This window comes from Dietzia sp. NPDC055877 (genome assembly GCF_053615975.1).
The window spans coordinates 51,990-67,901 of record NZ_JBSHCV010000018.1; the positions used below are offsets into that span (position 1 = coordinate 51,990).

15 protein-coding genes are annotated in these 15,912 nt (G+C 70.7%); 14 read left to right on the forward strand and 1 reads right to left on the reverse strand.

Annotated features, from left to right (window positions below):
* Nucleotides 1-50: 50 nt before the first annotated feature.
* The 5 genes from glmU (at nt 51) to ACWGLC_RS15090 (ending at nt 4,311) form a co-directional block, all read left to right on the forward strand.
* Nucleotides 51-1,532 carry a bifunctional UDP-N-acetylglucosamine diphosphorylase/glucosamine-1-phosphate N-acetyltransferase GlmU gene (glmU, locus tag ACWGLC_RS15070; RefSeq protein ID WP_452100644.1) on the forward strand — a complete coding sequence of 494 codons (1,482 nt, stop codon included), beginning with the start codon at nt 51-53 and terminating at the stop codon, nt 1,530-1,532.
* A complete protein-coding gene (locus ACWGLC_RS15075; protein WP_295649082.1) occupies nt 1,529-2,506 on the forward strand; it encodes a ribose-phosphate diphosphokinase in 978 nt (325 codons plus the stop codon). The genes glmU and ACWGLC_RS15075 overlap by 4 nt, the downstream gene beginning before the upstream one ends.
* An 11-nt stretch (nt 2,507-2,517) precedes the next feature.
* Nucleotides 2,518-2,859 carry an arsenate reductase (glutaredoxin) gene (gene arsC / locus ACWGLC_RS15080; RefSeq protein ID WP_230930016.1) on the forward strand — a complete coding sequence of 114 codons (342 nt, stop codon included), beginning with the start codon at nt 2,518-2,520 and terminating at the stop codon, nt 2,857-2,859.
* A 3-nt stretch (nt 2,860-2,862) separates the two neighbouring features.
* The gene (locus tag ACWGLC_RS15085) at nt 2,863-3,519 is read left to right on the forward strand and encodes a phosphoribosylanthranilate isomerase (RefSeq protein ID WP_452100645.1); all 657 of its coding nucleotides are present in this window, start codon (nt 2,863-2,865) and stop codon (nt 3,517-3,519) included.
* A gap of 162 nt (nt 3,520-3,681) precedes the next feature.
* Nucleotides 3,682-4,311, forward strand: a complete 630-nt coding sequence (locus ACWGLC_RS15090) for a 50S ribosomal protein L25/general stress protein Ctc (protein WP_452100646.1) — start codon at nt 3,682-3,684, stop codon at nt 4,309-4,311.
* 153 nt (nt 4,312-4,464) lie between these two features.
* Here ACWGLC_RS15090 and ACWGLC_RS15095 read toward each other — a convergent pair whose 3' ends face one another.
* The gene (locus tag ACWGLC_RS15095; protein ID WP_452100647.1) at nt 4,465-5,082 is read right to left on the reverse strand and encodes a LysE/ArgO family amino acid transporter; all 618 of its coding nucleotides are present in this window, start codon (nt 5,080-5,082) and stop codon (nt 4,465-4,467) included.
* Nucleotides 5,083-5,150: 68 nt separating this feature from the next.
* On the opposite strand from ACWGLC_RS15095, the gene ACWGLC_RS15100 reads away from it, so the two are divergent.
* From ACWGLC_RS15100 to ACWGLC_RS15140, 9 genes are all read left to right on the forward strand, one after another.
* A complete protein-coding gene (locus tag ACWGLC_RS15100) occupies nt 5,151-6,047 on the forward strand; it encodes a LysR family transcriptional regulator ArgP (protein ID WP_452100648.1) in 897 nt (298 codons plus the stop codon).
* Between the two features lie 33 nt (nt 6,048-6,080).
* Nucleotides 6,081-6,689: an aminoacyl-tRNA hydrolase gene (gene pth, locus ACWGLC_RS15105; RefSeq protein WP_452100649.1), complete on the forward strand. Its 609-nt coding sequence runs from the start codon at nt 6,081-6,083 to the stop codon at nt 6,687-6,689.
* A gap of 40 nt (nt 6,690-6,729) precedes the next feature.
* The gene (locus ACWGLC_RS15110; protein WP_452100650.1) at nt 6,730-7,188 is read left to right on the forward strand and encodes a DUF1990 family protein; all 459 of its coding nucleotides are present in this window, start codon (nt 6,730-6,732) and stop codon (nt 7,186-7,188) included.
* A 242-nt stretch (nt 7,189-7,430) separates the two neighbouring features.
* Nucleotides 7,431-9,038 (forward strand): peptide chain release factor 3, encoded by a 1,608-nt coding sequence (locus tag ACWGLC_RS15115; protein ID WP_452100656.1) that lies wholly within the window; start codon nt 7,431-7,433, stop codon nt 9,036-9,038.
* A 288-nt stretch (nt 9,039-9,326) separates the two neighbouring features.
* Nucleotides 9,327-10,289, forward strand: a complete 963-nt coding sequence (locus ACWGLC_RS15120) for an LLM class F420-dependent oxidoreductase (RefSeq protein WP_452100651.1) — start codon at nt 9,327-9,329, stop codon at nt 10,287-10,289.
* Nucleotides 10,290-10,372: 83 nt separating this feature from the next.
* Nucleotides 10,373-12,064: a hypothetical protein gene (locus ACWGLC_RS15125; protein ID WP_452100652.1), complete on the forward strand. Its 1,692-nt coding sequence runs from the start codon at nt 10,373-10,375 to the stop codon at nt 12,062-12,064.
* Nucleotides 12,065-12,183: 119 nt separating this feature from the next.
* Nucleotides 12,184-13,413, forward strand: a complete 1,230-nt coding sequence (locus ACWGLC_RS15130) for an MFS transporter (RefSeq protein WP_452100653.1) — start codon at nt 12,184-12,186, stop codon at nt 13,411-13,413.
* 6 nt (nt 13,414-13,419) lie between these two features.
* Nucleotides 13,420-14,892 (forward strand): GH1 family beta-glucosidase, encoded by a 1,473-nt coding sequence (locus ACWGLC_RS15135; RefSeq protein ID WP_452100654.1) that lies wholly within the window; start codon nt 13,420-13,422, stop codon nt 14,890-14,892.
* A 120-nt stretch (nt 14,893-15,012) separates the two neighbouring features.
* Nucleotides 15,013-15,822, forward strand: coding sequence for an MsnO8 family LLM class oxidoreductase (locus tag ACWGLC_RS15140; protein ID WP_452100655.1), 810 nt, complete (start codon nt 15,013-15,015; stop codon nt 15,820-15,822).
* Nucleotides 15,823-15,912: the final 90 nt, after the last annotated feature.

A 15,912-nucleotide genomic window follows, 5' to 3' on the forward strand; every position in this document is an offset into this window, starting at 1 on the left:
GCCGAACCGTCGACCCCACCACTGGGCACCGCCATGCCCGAGGAGACTTGATGACGACACCCCAGACCGACCGCGGGAAGACCGCGGTCATCATCCTGGCCGCAGGGTCGGGCACCCGGATGAAGAGCGACACGCCCAAGATGCTGCACCGCGTGTGTGGTCGGACGATGCTCGGCCACGCCATGCACGCGGCGGCCGGGATCTCCCCGGACGCGATCGTCGTGGTGGTGGGCCACCAGCGCGAGACGGTGTCCGCCGCGGTGCACGAGATCGCCGCCGACCTGGGGGTCCCGGTGTCGACGGCGGTGCAGGTGGAGCAGAACGGCACGGGTGACGCGGTGGCCGCGGGCATGTCGGGCCTGCCGGAGGGGTTCGAGGGAACGGTGCTGGTCACCACGTCCGACATCCCGCTCCTGGACGCGGACACGCTGCGCGAGGTGGTGACGCGCCACGATATGCGGCCGCGGGCGGCGGTCACCGTTCTCACGTCGACGGCGCCCGACCCCACGGGGTACGGCCGGATCGTGAGGAACGACGACGGCGAGGTGCTGCGGATCGTCGAGCACAAGGACGCCACGGAGGACGAGAAGGCGATCACCGAGGTCAACTCGGGCATCTATGCGTTCGACGGGCAGGTCCTGCGGGACAAGCTCGGACAGTTGAGTACCGACAACTCGCAGGGCGAGCTGTATCTCACGGATGTCATCCAGCTGGCCCGGCGCGCCAACGGCCTCATCCGCGGCCACCGCCTCGAGGACGCCGACCAGGTGGCCGGCGTCAACGACCGGGTGCAGTTGGCAGCGCTGTCGGCGGAGATGAACCGTCGGCTGTGCGAGGACGCGATGCGGTCCGGTGCGACGATCGTGGATCCGGCGAGCACGTGGGTCGATGTGGACGTCACGATCGGTCGGGACGTGACGATCCTGCCGGGCACCCATCTGACGGGGGTGACCGAGATCGGCGACGGCGCGACCGTCGGCCCCGACACCACGCTGCAGGACACCACGGTCGGAGCGGGCGCGACCGTCATCCGCACCCATGCGATCGGCGCCACGATCGGGGCTGACGCCGAGGTCGGCCCGTTCGCCTATCTACGCCCCGGGGCCGACCTCGGCGAGGCCAGCAAGATCGGCACTTTCGTCGAGGTCAAGAAGTCGCGGGTCGGCGCCCACACCAAGGTGCCGCACCTGACGTACGTCGGGGACGCCACGATCGGGGAGCACACCAACATCGGGGCCTCGAGCGTCTTCGTCAATTACGACGGAGTGAACAAGAGCCGTACAGTGATCGGCGATCATTGCCGCACAGGATCGGACACCATGTTCGTGGCACCGGTTACCGTCGGCGACGGCGCCTACTCGGGCGCCGGTACCGTGATCAAGGACGACGTCCCGCCGGGAGCTCTCGCGGTGTCCGGTGGACGACAGAGGAACATCGACGACTGGGTGATCGAGAACCGGCCGGACTCCGGCTCGGCGGCGGCCGCCCTTCGAACCCGGAACGACTCTCATAAGGACGGGCGCACGCAGTGAGCGAGTGGATCGACAACCAGAAGAACCTGATGTTTTTCGCGGGGCGCGCACACCCCGAACTCTCCGATCAGGTGGCCGCGGAACTGGGTGTCGAGGTCACCCCCCAGACCGCCCGTGACTTCGCGAACGGCGAGATCTTCGTCCGTTTCGAGGAGTCCGTCCGAGGCTGCGACGCCTTCGTGATGCAGAGCGCCCCGGCTCCGCTGAACAAGTGGATCATGGAGCAGCTCATCATGATCGACGCGCTCAAGCGCGGCAGCGCCAAGCGCATCACGGCGGTTCTGCCGTTCTACCCGTACGCCCGCCAGGACAAGAAGCACCGCGGCCGCGAGCCCATCTCGGCCCGGCTCATCGCCGACCTGCTCAAGACCGCGGGTGCCGACCGGATCATCACGGTCGACCTGCACACCGACCAGATCCAGGGCTTCTTCGACGGCCCGGTCGACCACATGCACGCCCAGGGGCAGCTGTCGGACTATGTCCGCCAGCACTACGGCACGGACAACATCGTGGTGGTCTCCCCCGACGCCGGTCGCGTCAAGGTGGGCGAGAAGTGGGCCGACGCCCTCGACGGCGCCCCGCTGGCCTTCGTCCACAAGACCCGCGATCCCAATGTGCCCAACCAGGTCAAGTCCAACCGAGTCGTCGGTGACGTCGAGGGCCGCACCTGCGTCCTCATGGACGACATGATCGATACCGGTGGCACCATCGCCGGCGCCGTCAAGGTGCTCAAGGACGCCGGCGCGGGGGACGTCATCATCGCCACCACCCACGGCATCTTCTCCGATCCGGCCGCCGAGCGACTCGCGTCGTGCGGCGCCAAGGAGGTCATCACCACGGACACGCTGCCGATCCCGCCGGAGAAGCGCTTCGAGAACCTCACCGTGCTGTCCATCGCGCCGCTGCTGGCCCGGACCATCCACGAGGTCTTCGAGAACGGCTCCGTGACCAGCCTGTTCAACGGTTCCGCGTAGGCAGGCCCGCGATGGACGCCACGATCTACCACAACCCCCGATGCTCGAAGTCCCGGCAGGCGCTGGAGCTGCTCCGGGAGCGGGGCGTGGAGCCGACGATCATCAAGTACCTCGACACGCCGCCCACCGTCGAGGAACTGCGCACCCTCATCGCCGATGCCGGGCTGACGGTCCGGCAGGCGGTGCGCGTCAAGGAGGCCGAGTTCACCGAGCTCGGCCTCCTCGAGGCGTCCGACGACGAGCTGCTCGCCGCGATGGTGGCCCACCCGCGGCTGATCGAGCGGCCGTTCGTGGTGACGCCCAAGGGCACCCGCATGGCTCGTCCCACCGCTGCAGTGGAAGAGATCCTCTGACCCATGAGAGCCAAGATCTGCGGCATCCGTAACGAGAGCGACCTGCGCGTCGCGCTCGAGGGCGGAGCCGACGCCATCGGACTGATCTGCGGGATCAACCACCGCAGCGAGGACGAGGTGACCCCGGAGGTCGCCCGCCGCATCACCGCGGCCACTCCGCCGTTCGTCTCCACCGTGCTGGTGACCCACCGGGACACCCCGGAGAGCATTCTCGAGCTGGCAGACCAGACCGGGGTCAACACGATCCAGGTCCACGGCATCGTCACCCTCGAGACCCTCAAGGCCGTTCGCGCCGGCGCCGGCAGCAGGAAGGTCCTCAAGGCCATCCACGTCTCCGGCGAGGAGGCCGTCGACGACGCCGTCGAGGCCGCACCCCACTGCGATGCGCTGCTTCTCGATTCGCGCTCGAAGGACCGGCTCGGCGGAACCGGCAAAACGCACGACTGGTCGATCAGCCGTCGCATCGTCGAGGCCGTCGCCCCGATCGGGACGCCGGTGATCCTGGCCGGCGGCCTGAACCCGGGCAACGTGGGTGCCGCCGCCGAGCAGGTCGGCCCCTACGGCGTGGACGTCAACAGCGGCGTCGACGACCCGAACGGCGACAAGTCGCCCGAACTCTGTCGCGGCTTCGTCCGCGGCGCCGCCCGGGCCCGGGCCTGACCGGATTTGGGCAGCCGAACCGGGCGACGGTAGTCTTATCGGGTCATCTCGGCGAGGGAGGGCCACCCGGCCACTCCGTTATCGACGCGATCACCTCCAGTGCGGTTTTCCGTGAGGTCTCGTTTCGCGCCGGGCCGGAAATACTCACCTAGGGGTCATCGCATGTCCGACAAGAACGCGCTCACTGCCGCCGTCCGTACCGAGTTCGGCAAGGGCTCCGCCCGTCGCGCCCGCCGCGAGGGCCAGGTGCCCGCCGTGCTGTACGGCCACAAGACCGAGCCCCGCCACCTGCTTCTCGGCGCGCTCGAGTTCGCCGCGATCCTGCGCTACGCGGGCACCAATGCCCTGCTGACCCTCGATATCGAGGGCGAGGAGCAGCTCGCTCTTCCCAAGCAGATCGACGTGCACCCGCTGACCCGCATCATCGAGCACACCGACCTCCTCGTCGTGAGGAAGGGCGAGAAGGTCGTCGTCGAGATCGCCGTCCTCGTCACGGGCGAGGCCGCCCCGGGCACCCTGGTCACCACCGATGCCGACGTCATCGAGGTCGAGGTCGAGGCCACCAACATCCCCGAGGAGTTCGAGCTCTCGATCGCCGGCGTCGAGGCGGGCACCCAGTTCACCGCCGCCGACGTCACGCTGCCCACCGGCGCCACCCTGATCTCCGACCCGGAGACCCTGCTCGTCAACGTCATCGAGGCGCCGACCGAGGCCGACCTCGAGTCGGACGAGGAAGAGGCCCCCGAGGGCGAGGCCGCCGAGGACGCCGCGAAGGCTGCCGAGGAGGAGTGAGCCTCCCGCGTGTGATGCACGCGGACGCGGCCTGACGGCTGCCTCACCGGACCGGGCCCGGCACGACGATCACGTCGTGCCGGGCCCGTCTGCATCTCCCGACCCCCCGCGGCCCGTCCGCAGTCGCCGCTGGTCGGCCCGGCAGCGGCAAGGTCAGCCGCGGATGAGGCCGAACGCGAGCACGAACATCATCGCGGCGATGAGGGCGTCGAGAACGCGCCACGCACCCGGACGGGAGAACAGCCCACGCAGCGCCTTGCCGCCGAACCCGATGAGCGAGAACCACGCGATGCCGGCGAGGAACGCACCCGCGGCGAACACCCAGCGCAGATCGCCCGCCTGCTGATTGGCGAGCGTGCCGAGGAAGACCACCGAGTCGAGGTAGGCGTGCGGGTTGAGCCAGGTGAACGCCGCGCACGCCGCCACCGCACCGAGCGTCGACGGGATACGCGCGTCCCCGCCGGCCTGCAATCCCTGCCCCGGCCGGATCGCCCGGTAGGCCGCGAACCCGCCGTAGGCCACGAGGAACGCCACGCCGACCCACGTCATCACCGAGATCGCCCCGGGCGCGGCCTCGACGAGGGCGCCCACCCCGAATACGCCGAGCATGATCAGCGCGGCCTCGGAGGCCACGCAGAACCCGACGATCGGCGCCATCCGGACATCGCCGCGGATAGACCGCTGGAGGACGTAGGCGTTCTGTGCGCCGACGGCCACGATGAGTCCGAGACCCATGCCGGCGCCCATGAGAAGTGTGGAAGTGGTGGTCACGTACTCACGCTAGAGCGGTGTGCATCAGTAGTGCCACTACTGTTTATGACTTAGCATTAGCAGTACTTATGTCCACTCTTCAGCTCGATCAGCTCCGCACCCTCGCCGCCGTCGTGGATCTCGGCTCGTTCGAGGCCGCCGCCGCTCACCTGCACATCACCCAGTCCGCTGTGTCCCAGCGGATCCGCGCGATGGAGGAGTCGGCGGGCCGGATCCTGGTGCGCCGCGAACGCCCGATCACCGCCACCGAGTCGGGCGAGGTGGTGCTCCGGACCGCCCGTCAGATGCTGCACCTCGAGGAGTCCCTGGCCGGGGAGCTCGGCGACTCGGTGACGAGCCAGGAGCATGTGGCGCTGGCGGTGGCGTGTAACTCCGATTCGCTGGCCACCTGGTTCCTCGACGCCATGACGGAGGTCCACTCGGCGGGCCGCGTGGTGTTCGACATCCGGCGCGAGGATGAATCACTCTCGTCCGAGCTGCTGCGCCGCGGCGAGGTGATGGCAGCGGTCACCAGCGAGTCCCGTCCAGTGCAGGGCTGCCGCTCGCTCCCGCTGGGTTCGATGCGCTACCTGGCCTGCGCCAGCCCCGGATTCGTGGCACGACACCTGCGCGACGGCTCGCCCACCGCTGCGCTCGGTCGCGCGCCGATCGTCGACTTCGACCGCAGCGACGCCCACCAGAACCACTACTACCGCCGGCTGACCCGCCGCCAGCCCACCGGGCCACGGCACTACATCCCGAGTTCCCACGACCACGTCCGGGCGATCGTGGCGGGCCTGGGCTGGGGTCTGATCCCCGAGCAGCTGGCCACACCGTGGCTGGTGTCCGGGGAGATCGAGAACGTCTCCCCCGTCCGGCCGCTGGACGTGCCGCTGTTCTGGCAACACTGGAAACTACAGTCGCCGGACCTCGACGCCCTGACCGACGCGGTCCTCGACATCGCCCGGGCCGAACTGCGCACCTGACGGACCGGCACCCCCACGACGGCATCTGGGATCATGAGTGGCGTGACTACCGCTGAACCGACCGGCCCCGCGCTCGTGGTGGGCCTGGCCAACCCCGGACCCGACTACGAGGGCACCCGCCACAACATCGGCTGGGAGGTCCTGCAGGAACTGGCTTCCCGCGCGCTGCCCATGCCGGCGAGCTTCAGCACCCACAAGAAGACCAACTGCGAGATCACCCAGACGCGCTTGGCCGGCCGGCAGGTCGTCCTGGCCCGCCCCCGCAGCTACATGAACCTCTCCGGCGGCCCCACCGCGGCGGTGGCGAAGTACTTCTCCGTCAAGCCGACCGACGTGATCGTGATCCACGACGAGATCGACATCGACTTCGGCCAGGTCCGCCTCAAGCGCGGCGGCGGCGAGGGCGGCCACAACGGCCTCCGCTCGCTGACTCAGTCGCTGGGCACCCGCGACTACCTGCGGGTCCGTGCCGGGGTCGGCCGCCCGCCCGGCCGCATGGCGGTGGCCGACTTCGTCCTCAAGCGCTTCTCCAAGCTCGAGCAGCCCGACGTCCCGTTCCTCGTCCAGGACGCCGCCGACGCCGTGGAGCTGCTCCTCCAGCACGGCCTGGAGACGGCCCAGAACCAGGTCCACTCCGCGTGACCGGCCGGAAATCGGAGCGCGCCGCCGGCGCGATACGGACATGAGTCGGCCCCGGCGCTTCACGCGAACCGCCCACCTGGGCGTCGGGGCGGAACTGTTCGAGCGCGCGAGCCGGTCCCTCCTCAACTGGGACATGCACCGAGGGGCGGGCCTCGTCGTCGTCGTCGACGGACCCGCCACCCCCGGTCGGACCGTGACGCTCCGCCCCCGCTCGGGCCCCGCGGTGTGGCTGAGAGTGTCCGCGCCGTGCGAGGTCACCGAGGTTGTCGACGACGACGACGCCCGCGGGTTCACCTACCGGTCGCTGCCCGGCCACCCCGAGCGCGGCTGGGAGTCGTTCGTCGTGACGCAAGACGCGGCCACGGGCCACGTGCGCCTGACCATCACCGCCGAATCCGAGCACGCCACGTGGTTCGCGCGACTCGGCGGCCCGATCGCGCGCGCCGAACAGAACCGGATCACCCGCCGCTACCTCGACGCGCTCGCGGAAGTGCGCTGAACCGGCGGCCTGCTCCGAACACGCCCCGAGCACCGCCCCCGCGGCGGCTCCGCCACCTCGACCTTCCCCCGGTTACTCCCGCCCCGCGGGCCACATGCCCGGATTGGGCGGCCCTGACCGCTCGGACGTAAACTGGACCGACTGCGGCGAACGCCGCCCGAGTACGAGGAGGACGCGTGACGGACACCGCCGAGAACGCCGGCACGAACGGGCAGCAGCCCGGTACCGACGGATCCGGCGATGTGACCTCCGAGGTCGCCCGCCGACGCACGTTCGCCGTCATCGCACACCCGGACGCCGGTAAGTCGACGCTGACCGAGGCGCTCGCGCTGCACGCCCGCGTGATCACCGAGGCCGGCGCCGTCCACGGCAAGTCGGGCCGCCGCTCGACCGTGTCGGACTGGATGGAGATGGAGAAGGCCCGCGGCATCTCCGTCAGCTCCACCGCCCTGCAGTTCAACTACGTCCCCGAAGGCGCCGACCCCGCGGACGAGCCGTACGTCATCAACCTCGTCGACACCCCCGGCCACGCCGACTTCTCCGAGGACACCTACCGCGTGCTCACCGCCGTGGACGCGGCCGTGATGCTCATCGACGCCGCCAAGGGCCTCGAGCCGCAGACCCTCAAACTGTTCCAGGTGTGCAAGCACAACGGGCTGCCGATCATCACCGTGATCAACAAGTGGGACCGGCCCGGCCAGACGCCGCTGGAGCTGCTGGACGAGATCACCGAGCAGATCGGGCTCGTGCCGACACCGCTGTTCATGCCCGTGGGCATCGCCGGCGACTACCGCGGGCTGCTGCGCCGCGGTTCCGGCGGGGCGCCCGAGGAGTACGTGCACTTCACGCGCACCGCCGGTGGCTCGACCATCGCGCCGGAGGAGATCTACGACCCGGCCGAAGCGCTCGAGCGTGAGGGCGACGTGTGGGAGACCGCTGTCGAGGAGTCCGAGTTGCTGTCGGCGATGGGCCAGGACCACGACCAGGAGCTGTACCTCGCCGGCGAGACCAGCCCGGTGATCTTCGCCTCCGCGATGCTCAACTTCGGTGTGCACCAGATCCTCGACGCGCTGGTCGACCTGGCGCCGCCGCCACGCGAGTGGCCGACCGTCGGCGGGGAGCCCCGCGAGACCACCGACCCGTTCTCCGCCGTGGTGTTCAAGGTGCAGGCCGGCATGGACGCCGCGCACCGCGACCGGCTGGCCTTCATGCGCGTAGTCTCGGGCGAGTTCGAGCGCGGCATGGTGGTCCAGCACGCGCAGACGGCGAAGCCGTTCACCACCAAGTACGCGCTCACCGTGTTCGGTCGTGACCGCTCGACGGTCGAGACCGCCTACCCCGGAGACGTGGTGGGCCTGGTCAACGCCACCGGCCTCGCTCCCGGAGACACCCTCTACACCGGCAAGAAGGTGAAGTTCCCGCCGATCCCGCAGTTCGCTCCCGAGTTCTTCGCGGTGGTGCGAGCGCAGTCGCTGGGCAAGTACAAGCAGTTCCGCAAGGCGATCGACCAGCTGGCCGCCGAGGGCGTGGTGCAGATCCTGCGCAACGACACCCGCGGCGACGCGAATCCGGTCATGGCCGCGGTCGGCCCCATGCAGTTCGAGGTGGTCACGGCCCGGATGAAGGCCGAGTTCAACGTCGAGGTGATCGTCGACAACCTTCCGTACTCCATCGCCCGCCGCACCGACGCCGAGTCCGCCGACGAGCTGAACCGTCAGCGCGGGGTCGAGGTGTTCCAGCGCACCGACGGCGAACTGCTGGCCCTCTTCGGCGACAAGTGGCGGCTGCAGTACATCAGCAAGGAGATGGATCACCTCACCATCGAGGCGCTGGTGGCCGACACGAACTAGCCCGGCACCCCGCCCGAGGCTGCAAGCACTTCACCAGGGCTGCACACCCCGCCCGGACTGCAGACCCCACCGGGACTGCACACCCCGCCCGGGTTGCAAGACATGCCAACCCATTCGCAAGACCAGAGGTGCGAAAACCGGGGCATGAATCGCATCAGATGTCTTGCAACTCGGCTCGGGTGTCTTGCAACCGGCTCATGTGCGCTGAAGCGCGAGTCCGGCAACCGACTGCCCGGTCACCCCCGCACGGTTGGCGCCTTCGTGCGGACCGCGGGCATCCTGGATGCCATGCCAGCAGATAGCCCCGCCCCAGTCTCCCCGTCCGTCGGTCTCCGCGTCTTCGTCGAGCCGCAGCAGGGCGCGACCTACGACGATCAGCTCGCCGTGGCCCGCGCCGCCGAGGACCTCGGTTACGAGGCGTTCTTCCGCTCCGACCACTACCTGAAGATGGGCGGCGTCACCGGCATGCCCGGCCCCACCGACGCCTGGCTGACGCTGGCCGCCCTGGCCCGCGAAACGTCCACCATCCGCCTGGGCACGCTGCTGACGTCGGTGACCTTCCGCCACCTCGGCCCGCTCGCCATCTCCATGGCGCAGGTCGACCAGATGTCGGGCGGCCGCCTCGACGTGGGCCTCGGCGCCGGCTGGTACGAGGACGAACACACCGCATACGGCGTGCCCTTCCCGCCGCTCGGCGAGCGCTTCGACCTGCTCGAGGACACCCTCGGCGCGCTCCAGCAGCTGTGGTCCGCCCCGGCCGGCGAAACGCTCACCGTCCGCGGCAAGCGCGTGGACCTGGTGGACTCCCCCGGCCTTCCCAAGCCGCTGCAGTCGCGCCCGCCAGTGATCGTCGGCGGCCACGGCAAGCGCCGCACCCCGGCATTGGCGGCCCGGTTCGCCGACGAGTTCAACGTGCCGTTCGCCGACCTCGACACCGTCGCCACGCAGTACCAGCGCGTCGACGCCGCGTGCGCCGAGCGCGGCCGCGCCCCCGAGGAGATCCTCCGGTCGGCGGCGCTCGTGCTGTGCTGCGGGCGCGACGAGGCACAGCTCGCCCGCCGGGCCGACGCGATCGGCCGCGAGGTCGACGAGTTGCGCGCCAACGGCGCCGCGGGCTCGCCGGCCGAGGTCGTGGACACGATCAGCAGGTATGCGGAGGTCGGCGCGCGCCGCATCTATCTGCAGGTCCTGGACATGTCGGACCTGGATCACCTCGAGCTGGTCGCCTCCGAGGTCGCGTCTCAGCTCTGATCCCCGGCCCGGCCGGAGTAACCGCACCCGGGCCCGGCGAGGAAAGCCCCCACCCGCCGCGGAGGTGTGGTTAATGTCACAGCATGGCGCCCCGTGACGTGACGATGACGACGACGACAAGATCGCCTCTTTCCCGAGGGTGGGCTCTGGCCGCGTGGGCGTTCCTCGCCGTCGTCGTCCTGGTGGCCTCCATGGCGATCGCGCCGACGAGCAACGCCGGGCCGGCGACCGGCCCGCAGACCTCCGGCCAGGCCCCGGCGGCCCAGCCCGGCGGGCCGATCCACGGGTACATCGACGCCCACGCCCACATCGCCGCCTCCGAGGCCTTCGGCGGGGCGCTGCGCTGCGGCCGACCGTTCGCGCCCGGCGGTCTGGCGGAGGCGATGGCGGACTGCCCATCACATTCGGGCACCGGCCACTTCGCGCTGCTCGAGGGCATCCTGGGCGGAACCGACATCCCCGGTGGGGCGCAGGGCTTCCCCACCTTCACCAGCTGGCCCGCGCACAACTCGCAGCTCCACGAGCAGGCCTACTACACCGGTATAGAGCGGTCGTGGCGGGCCGGGCAGCGCGTGCTGAACAACCATCTGGTCGCCAACCGCGTGCTGTGCGAGATGCTCGTCGGCTCGCCCCACTCGTGCGACGAGATGGACCAGCTGCGCAGGCAGGTGGACTATCTGAACCGCATGGAGGCGCACATCGACGCCGAGCACGGCGGTCCCGGCCAGGGCTGGTTCCGGATCGCCCGCTCACCGGAGGACGTGCGCCGGATCGCGGGTGAGGGCAAGCTCGCCGTCACCCTCGGAGTCGAGGCCTCGGAGCCGTTCGGGTGCCGCACGATCGACGATATTCCCCAGTGCGCGGCCGAGGACATCGACCGCGGCCTCGACGAGTTCGCCTCGTGGGGCGTGTCCACGGTGTTCCCGGTCCACAAGTTCGACAACGCCCTCGGCGGCGCCCGCATGGACGAGGACCTGGCCGGGCTGGCCGTGAACATCGGCAACAAGCTCGCCGCGCAGCGGTTCTGGGAGACCCGGCCCTGCACCACCGACGCCTCCGACCACGCCCAGCCGCTGGCCAGCACGCCCGTCGCGGCCGGCCTGGCCGCGGCCTCGTCCGGCGCTCCCGCGGGCGCCGGTCTGCCGGTGTACCCGCAGGAGCCTCTGTGCAACGTCCGGGGCCTGACCCCGCTGGGCGAGCACGCCGTGCGCGGGCTCATGGACCGCGGGATGCTCATCAACCTCGACCACATGAGCGTGGCCAGCGCGACCCGCACCCTCGACCTGGCCGAGGAGGTCGGCTACGGCGGGCTGGTGGTGGACCACACGTGGTCGGACCCGGCGCTGAGCCGCCGGATGCACGAGATGGGCGGGTTCACGGCCGCGTTCGCCTACCCGCCCGACCCCACCGAGAACTTCGACGAGGGCTTTCTCGACTCCTGGCGCGCCACCACCGCCGGCGCCACCCGGCCGTGGGACGGCTACGGCATCGGCTCCGACGTCAACGGGCTGGCCCCGCTCGCCGAGCCCCGGCCCAGCGCGGCGGCGGACCCGCTGGTCTACCCGTTCACCGCGCCCAGCGGTGAGGTGATGGACCGCTGGCGGTTCGCCGAGCGGGTGTACGATCTCAACGTCGACGGTGTCGCGCAGTACGGTCTGTACGCCGACTGGATCACCGACGTCCTGCACCGCGCCGGGCCGGACCGGGCCGAACTCGAGCGCCAGCTGATGGGCGGCGCGGAGGCGTGGGTGGCCACTTGGGAACGCGCGAGGTGACCGCCGGCGCCCCGCCGAACCCACCGCGTCGGTCGAAAGCGCCGCGTCGGCCGGACGCGCCGGACCCGCCGACCTCGCCGACTCCGCCTGCTTCGCCTGTTCCGCCTTCCGTGTCGGCCATGTCGGCCACGTCGGTCGAGTCACCTGAGCCCTCGCCGGTTGGGGCGGGGTGGATCGTCGCGCTCACGCTCGGCGTCGTGGCGGTGTTCGCCTCCTGGTTCGGCCCGCTGCAGATCCTGCTGCCCGCGCAGACCGATCTCATCGCCGGGCCCAGCGGCCGCGAGGGACTGCTCGCGCTGGTCGTGGGTACGGGGGCGGCGGTCGCACTGGTCGCCAACCCGCTCTGGGGGCTAGCCTCCGACCGATGCCGGGGCCGTCTCGGCACCCGTATGCCGGTGGTCTACGCCGGCACCGCTATCGGGGTGATCGGCCAGGTCGTGTTGTTCACCGCGTCCACCGGCCCCCTCACGCTGGCCGGCTGGGTGCTCGTCCAGCTCGGGCTCAACGGCCCGTTCGCCGTGCTGGCGGCCCTCATCGCCGACCGGGTCCCGGTCGCCCAACGCGGGATCGTGGGGTCGTTGTTCGGCGTGGGGCAGATCGTCGGCGTGATCGCGGGGACGGTGGTCGCCGAGTCCGTCGGTGCGGGAGCGGTCGGCTATCTCGTCCTGGCCGTGGCCACCCCGACACTTCTGGTCGCGATCGTCGTGGCCGACCGGACATCGTCGGCGATGACCGGCAGCGTCCCGGCGTCTGTTCCGAGGGACCGCGTTGCGCGCGGTTTCCGGCCCACCCGCGACTACACGTGGGCGTGGCTGCTGCGCTTCCTGATGAACCTCACCAACGCGATCCTGCTCCTCTACCTGTTCTTCTTCCTCGACGAGGTGGTGCAGGCCGACGACGTCGCCGGCTCGGTCCTGATCGTCACCGTGATCACCCTGGTGTTGTCCGCGGTGTGCGCGGGTCTGACCGGAGCCGTCTCGGATCGGTTCGCCCGGCGCCGGGTGTTCGCGGTGGCCGGGGCACTCACCACCGCGGGCGGCCTGATCCTGCTCGCGCTGGCCACCACGATGCCGGTCGTGCTCCTCGCCGCCACCATCCTGGGACTGGGCTGGGGATTGTTCATCGGCGTGGACATGGCGATCATCACCTCCACGCTCGCCGACGGCGCGACCTCCGGCACCCTGCTGGGCGTGGCCAACATCGCCAACTCGCTACCCCAGGTGCTCGCCCCCGCCCTCGCCGCGCCCCTCGTGCTCTCCGCCGCCGGCTACCCGGCCCTGTACGGCGTCGGCGCGGTGATCGCCGTGGCGGCCGCCCTGTGCACCCTTCCCCTGCGATCCGTGAGATAGGACCCCATGCCGACCGACGCCACCGCGCCCGACCGTCCCGTGCCGCGCACCCCTGCCGGCCCCGTACTGCCCGCCGGCTTCCGACTGGGCACCGCCACCGCCGCCGCGCAGATCGAGGGCGCCGCCGACATCGACGGCCGCGGACCCAGCATCTGGGACGTCTTCGCCGCCGAACCGGGCCGCATCCGCGGCGGCGACTCCCCCGCCGTGGCGTGCGACCACTACCACCGCTGGCCCGCGGACGTCCGTGACCTGGCCGAACTGGGCGCGCACGACTACCGCTTCTCGATCTCGTGGTCGCGCATCCTGCCCGCGGGCCGGGGCGAGGTGAACCGCGCAGGGCTGGACTTCTACTCCCGACTCGTCGACGGGCTGCTGGCCGCCGGCATCACGCCCGTGCCCACGCTCTATCACTGGGACCTGCCGCAGGCGCTGCAATCCGAGGGCGGGTGGCTCGAGCGCTCGACGGCGGACGCGCTCGCGGATTACGCCGCGGTCGTGGTGGACGCGCTCGGGGACCGGGTCACGCACTGGCTGACCCTCAACGAGATGAACGTGCACACGCTCTACGGGCACGCCCTCACCGATCACGCCCCCGCGCTGGGCCTGGGCCTGGACTGCCTGCCGGTCGCCCACAATCTCCTGCGCGCGCACGGGCTGGCGGTGGACGCGATCCGTGCGGCCGGGGGCCGGCACGAGGTGGGGGTGGTCCAGCAGCACTTCCCCGTACTCGCCGCGACCGGCGCCGCGGGAGGACCTGACGACGACGACAACGCCGACGTCGCAGATGCCGAGTCCGCTGACCTGTTCCGCATCCTCACCAACTGGACGTTCTCCGATCCGATCCTGCGGGGTTGCTATCCGGAGGACTGGGTGGCCGAGCTCGTCATGACATCCGCGGGGCTGACCGCGCAGCAGCTCGAGCAGGATCTCGTCGCGATCTCCCGACCCCTCGACCACTACGGCGTCAACTACTACGAACCGACGGTGATCGAGGCACCGCGGCCCGGGAAGGACTACTCCGGCGTGCTCGAGGTGGACTTTCCCGAGGACATGCCGTTCCGGCCGGTTCGCATCGAGGGTGTGCAGCGCACGGATTTCGACTGGCCGATCGTGCCGTCCGGGCTCACCGATATCCTCGTGCAGCTCCACGAGCGCTACCCGAATCTGCCGCCGGTGACGATCACCGAGAACGGCTGTTCCTACCACGACGAGCCGGGGCCTGATGGCGCCGTCCACGACGACCGGCGGATCGAGTTCCTGCGCGCGCACCTGGCCGCGGTCGTGGACGCGATCGACCTCGGGGTGGACGTGCGCGGCTACTACGCGTGGTCGGCGATGGACAACTTCGAGTGGGCGGCCGGGTACGCCGAGCGATTCGGGCTGGTCCACGTGGACCACGAGAGCCAGGATCGCACGCGCAAGGACTCCTGGTACTGGTTCCGCGACCTCATCGCCTTGGCCTGCTCCGCGCGCTGATCGCGGCGGTCGGCGTCAGCACGCCGGCGTGGGGTCCAGTGCGCGGTCGCGCTTGCGGGCGTATGCGCGGGCGGCCCCGTGCGATCGTTTCTTCCTCCGCACCCATGCCCGGAGGCAGTGGTGCAGTTCGGGATGCTCGACGCCCTCGCCCCCGGACGCATCGACCTGGGGCTGGGCCGCGCGCCGGGCACGGACCAGGCCACCGCGGCCGCCCTGCGCCGCCATCACGAGGCCAATGACCACTTCCCACAGCAGGTCCTCGAACGCCTCGGCTTCCTGGCCGACGAGTTCCCCGAGGGGCACCCGTACCGCGACGTCCACGCCGAGCCCGGCCGGTGGCAGTCCGCGGAGAACCGGGTCCCTCACACGAGCGCCGGGCCTGGAGTCTGGATCCTCGGCTCCTCGCCGTACTCGGCCCAGCTCGCCGCCGCGCTCGGCCGCCCCTACGCCTTCGCGCTGCAGTTCGGGAACGCGGACGTCGAGTCGGCGTTCCGTCTGTACCGGGAGAACTTCCGCCCGTCCGAGGCCCTGTTCGCGCCGTACACGCTGGTGAGCATCGGGGTGGTGGCCGACGACGACGCGGACGAGGCCCACCGCCAGGCCATGTCGGCCGCCATGGCGATGCTGCGGATGTTCCAGCGCAAGTCCTACAGCCTGCTTCCCGCGGACGAGGTCGAGGCGTACCCCGCGACAGCGCAGGAGCGTCAGATACTCGACACCTACACCCAGCGCTTCGTCAACGGCACCCCGGCGCAGGTCGCCACATCGCTCGAGGCCCTGCACGCGCGGACCGAGGTCGACGAGGTGATGCTCACCGTGATGGGCCCCTCGCGCCGCGGGCAGGCCCGGACCGTCAACCTCCTCGCCGATCACTACGGGATGCCCGACCACGCGGCGCAGGGCGCAGCCGCGTCCGGCCTCGCAGGCTGAACAGATCACGCGGACCGAACAACTTACGGGCTAGATGTGATGTCCAGGGAGGTTGGTCAGTCGGGTGACCGGTGGCTGGCCTCCGAGGGC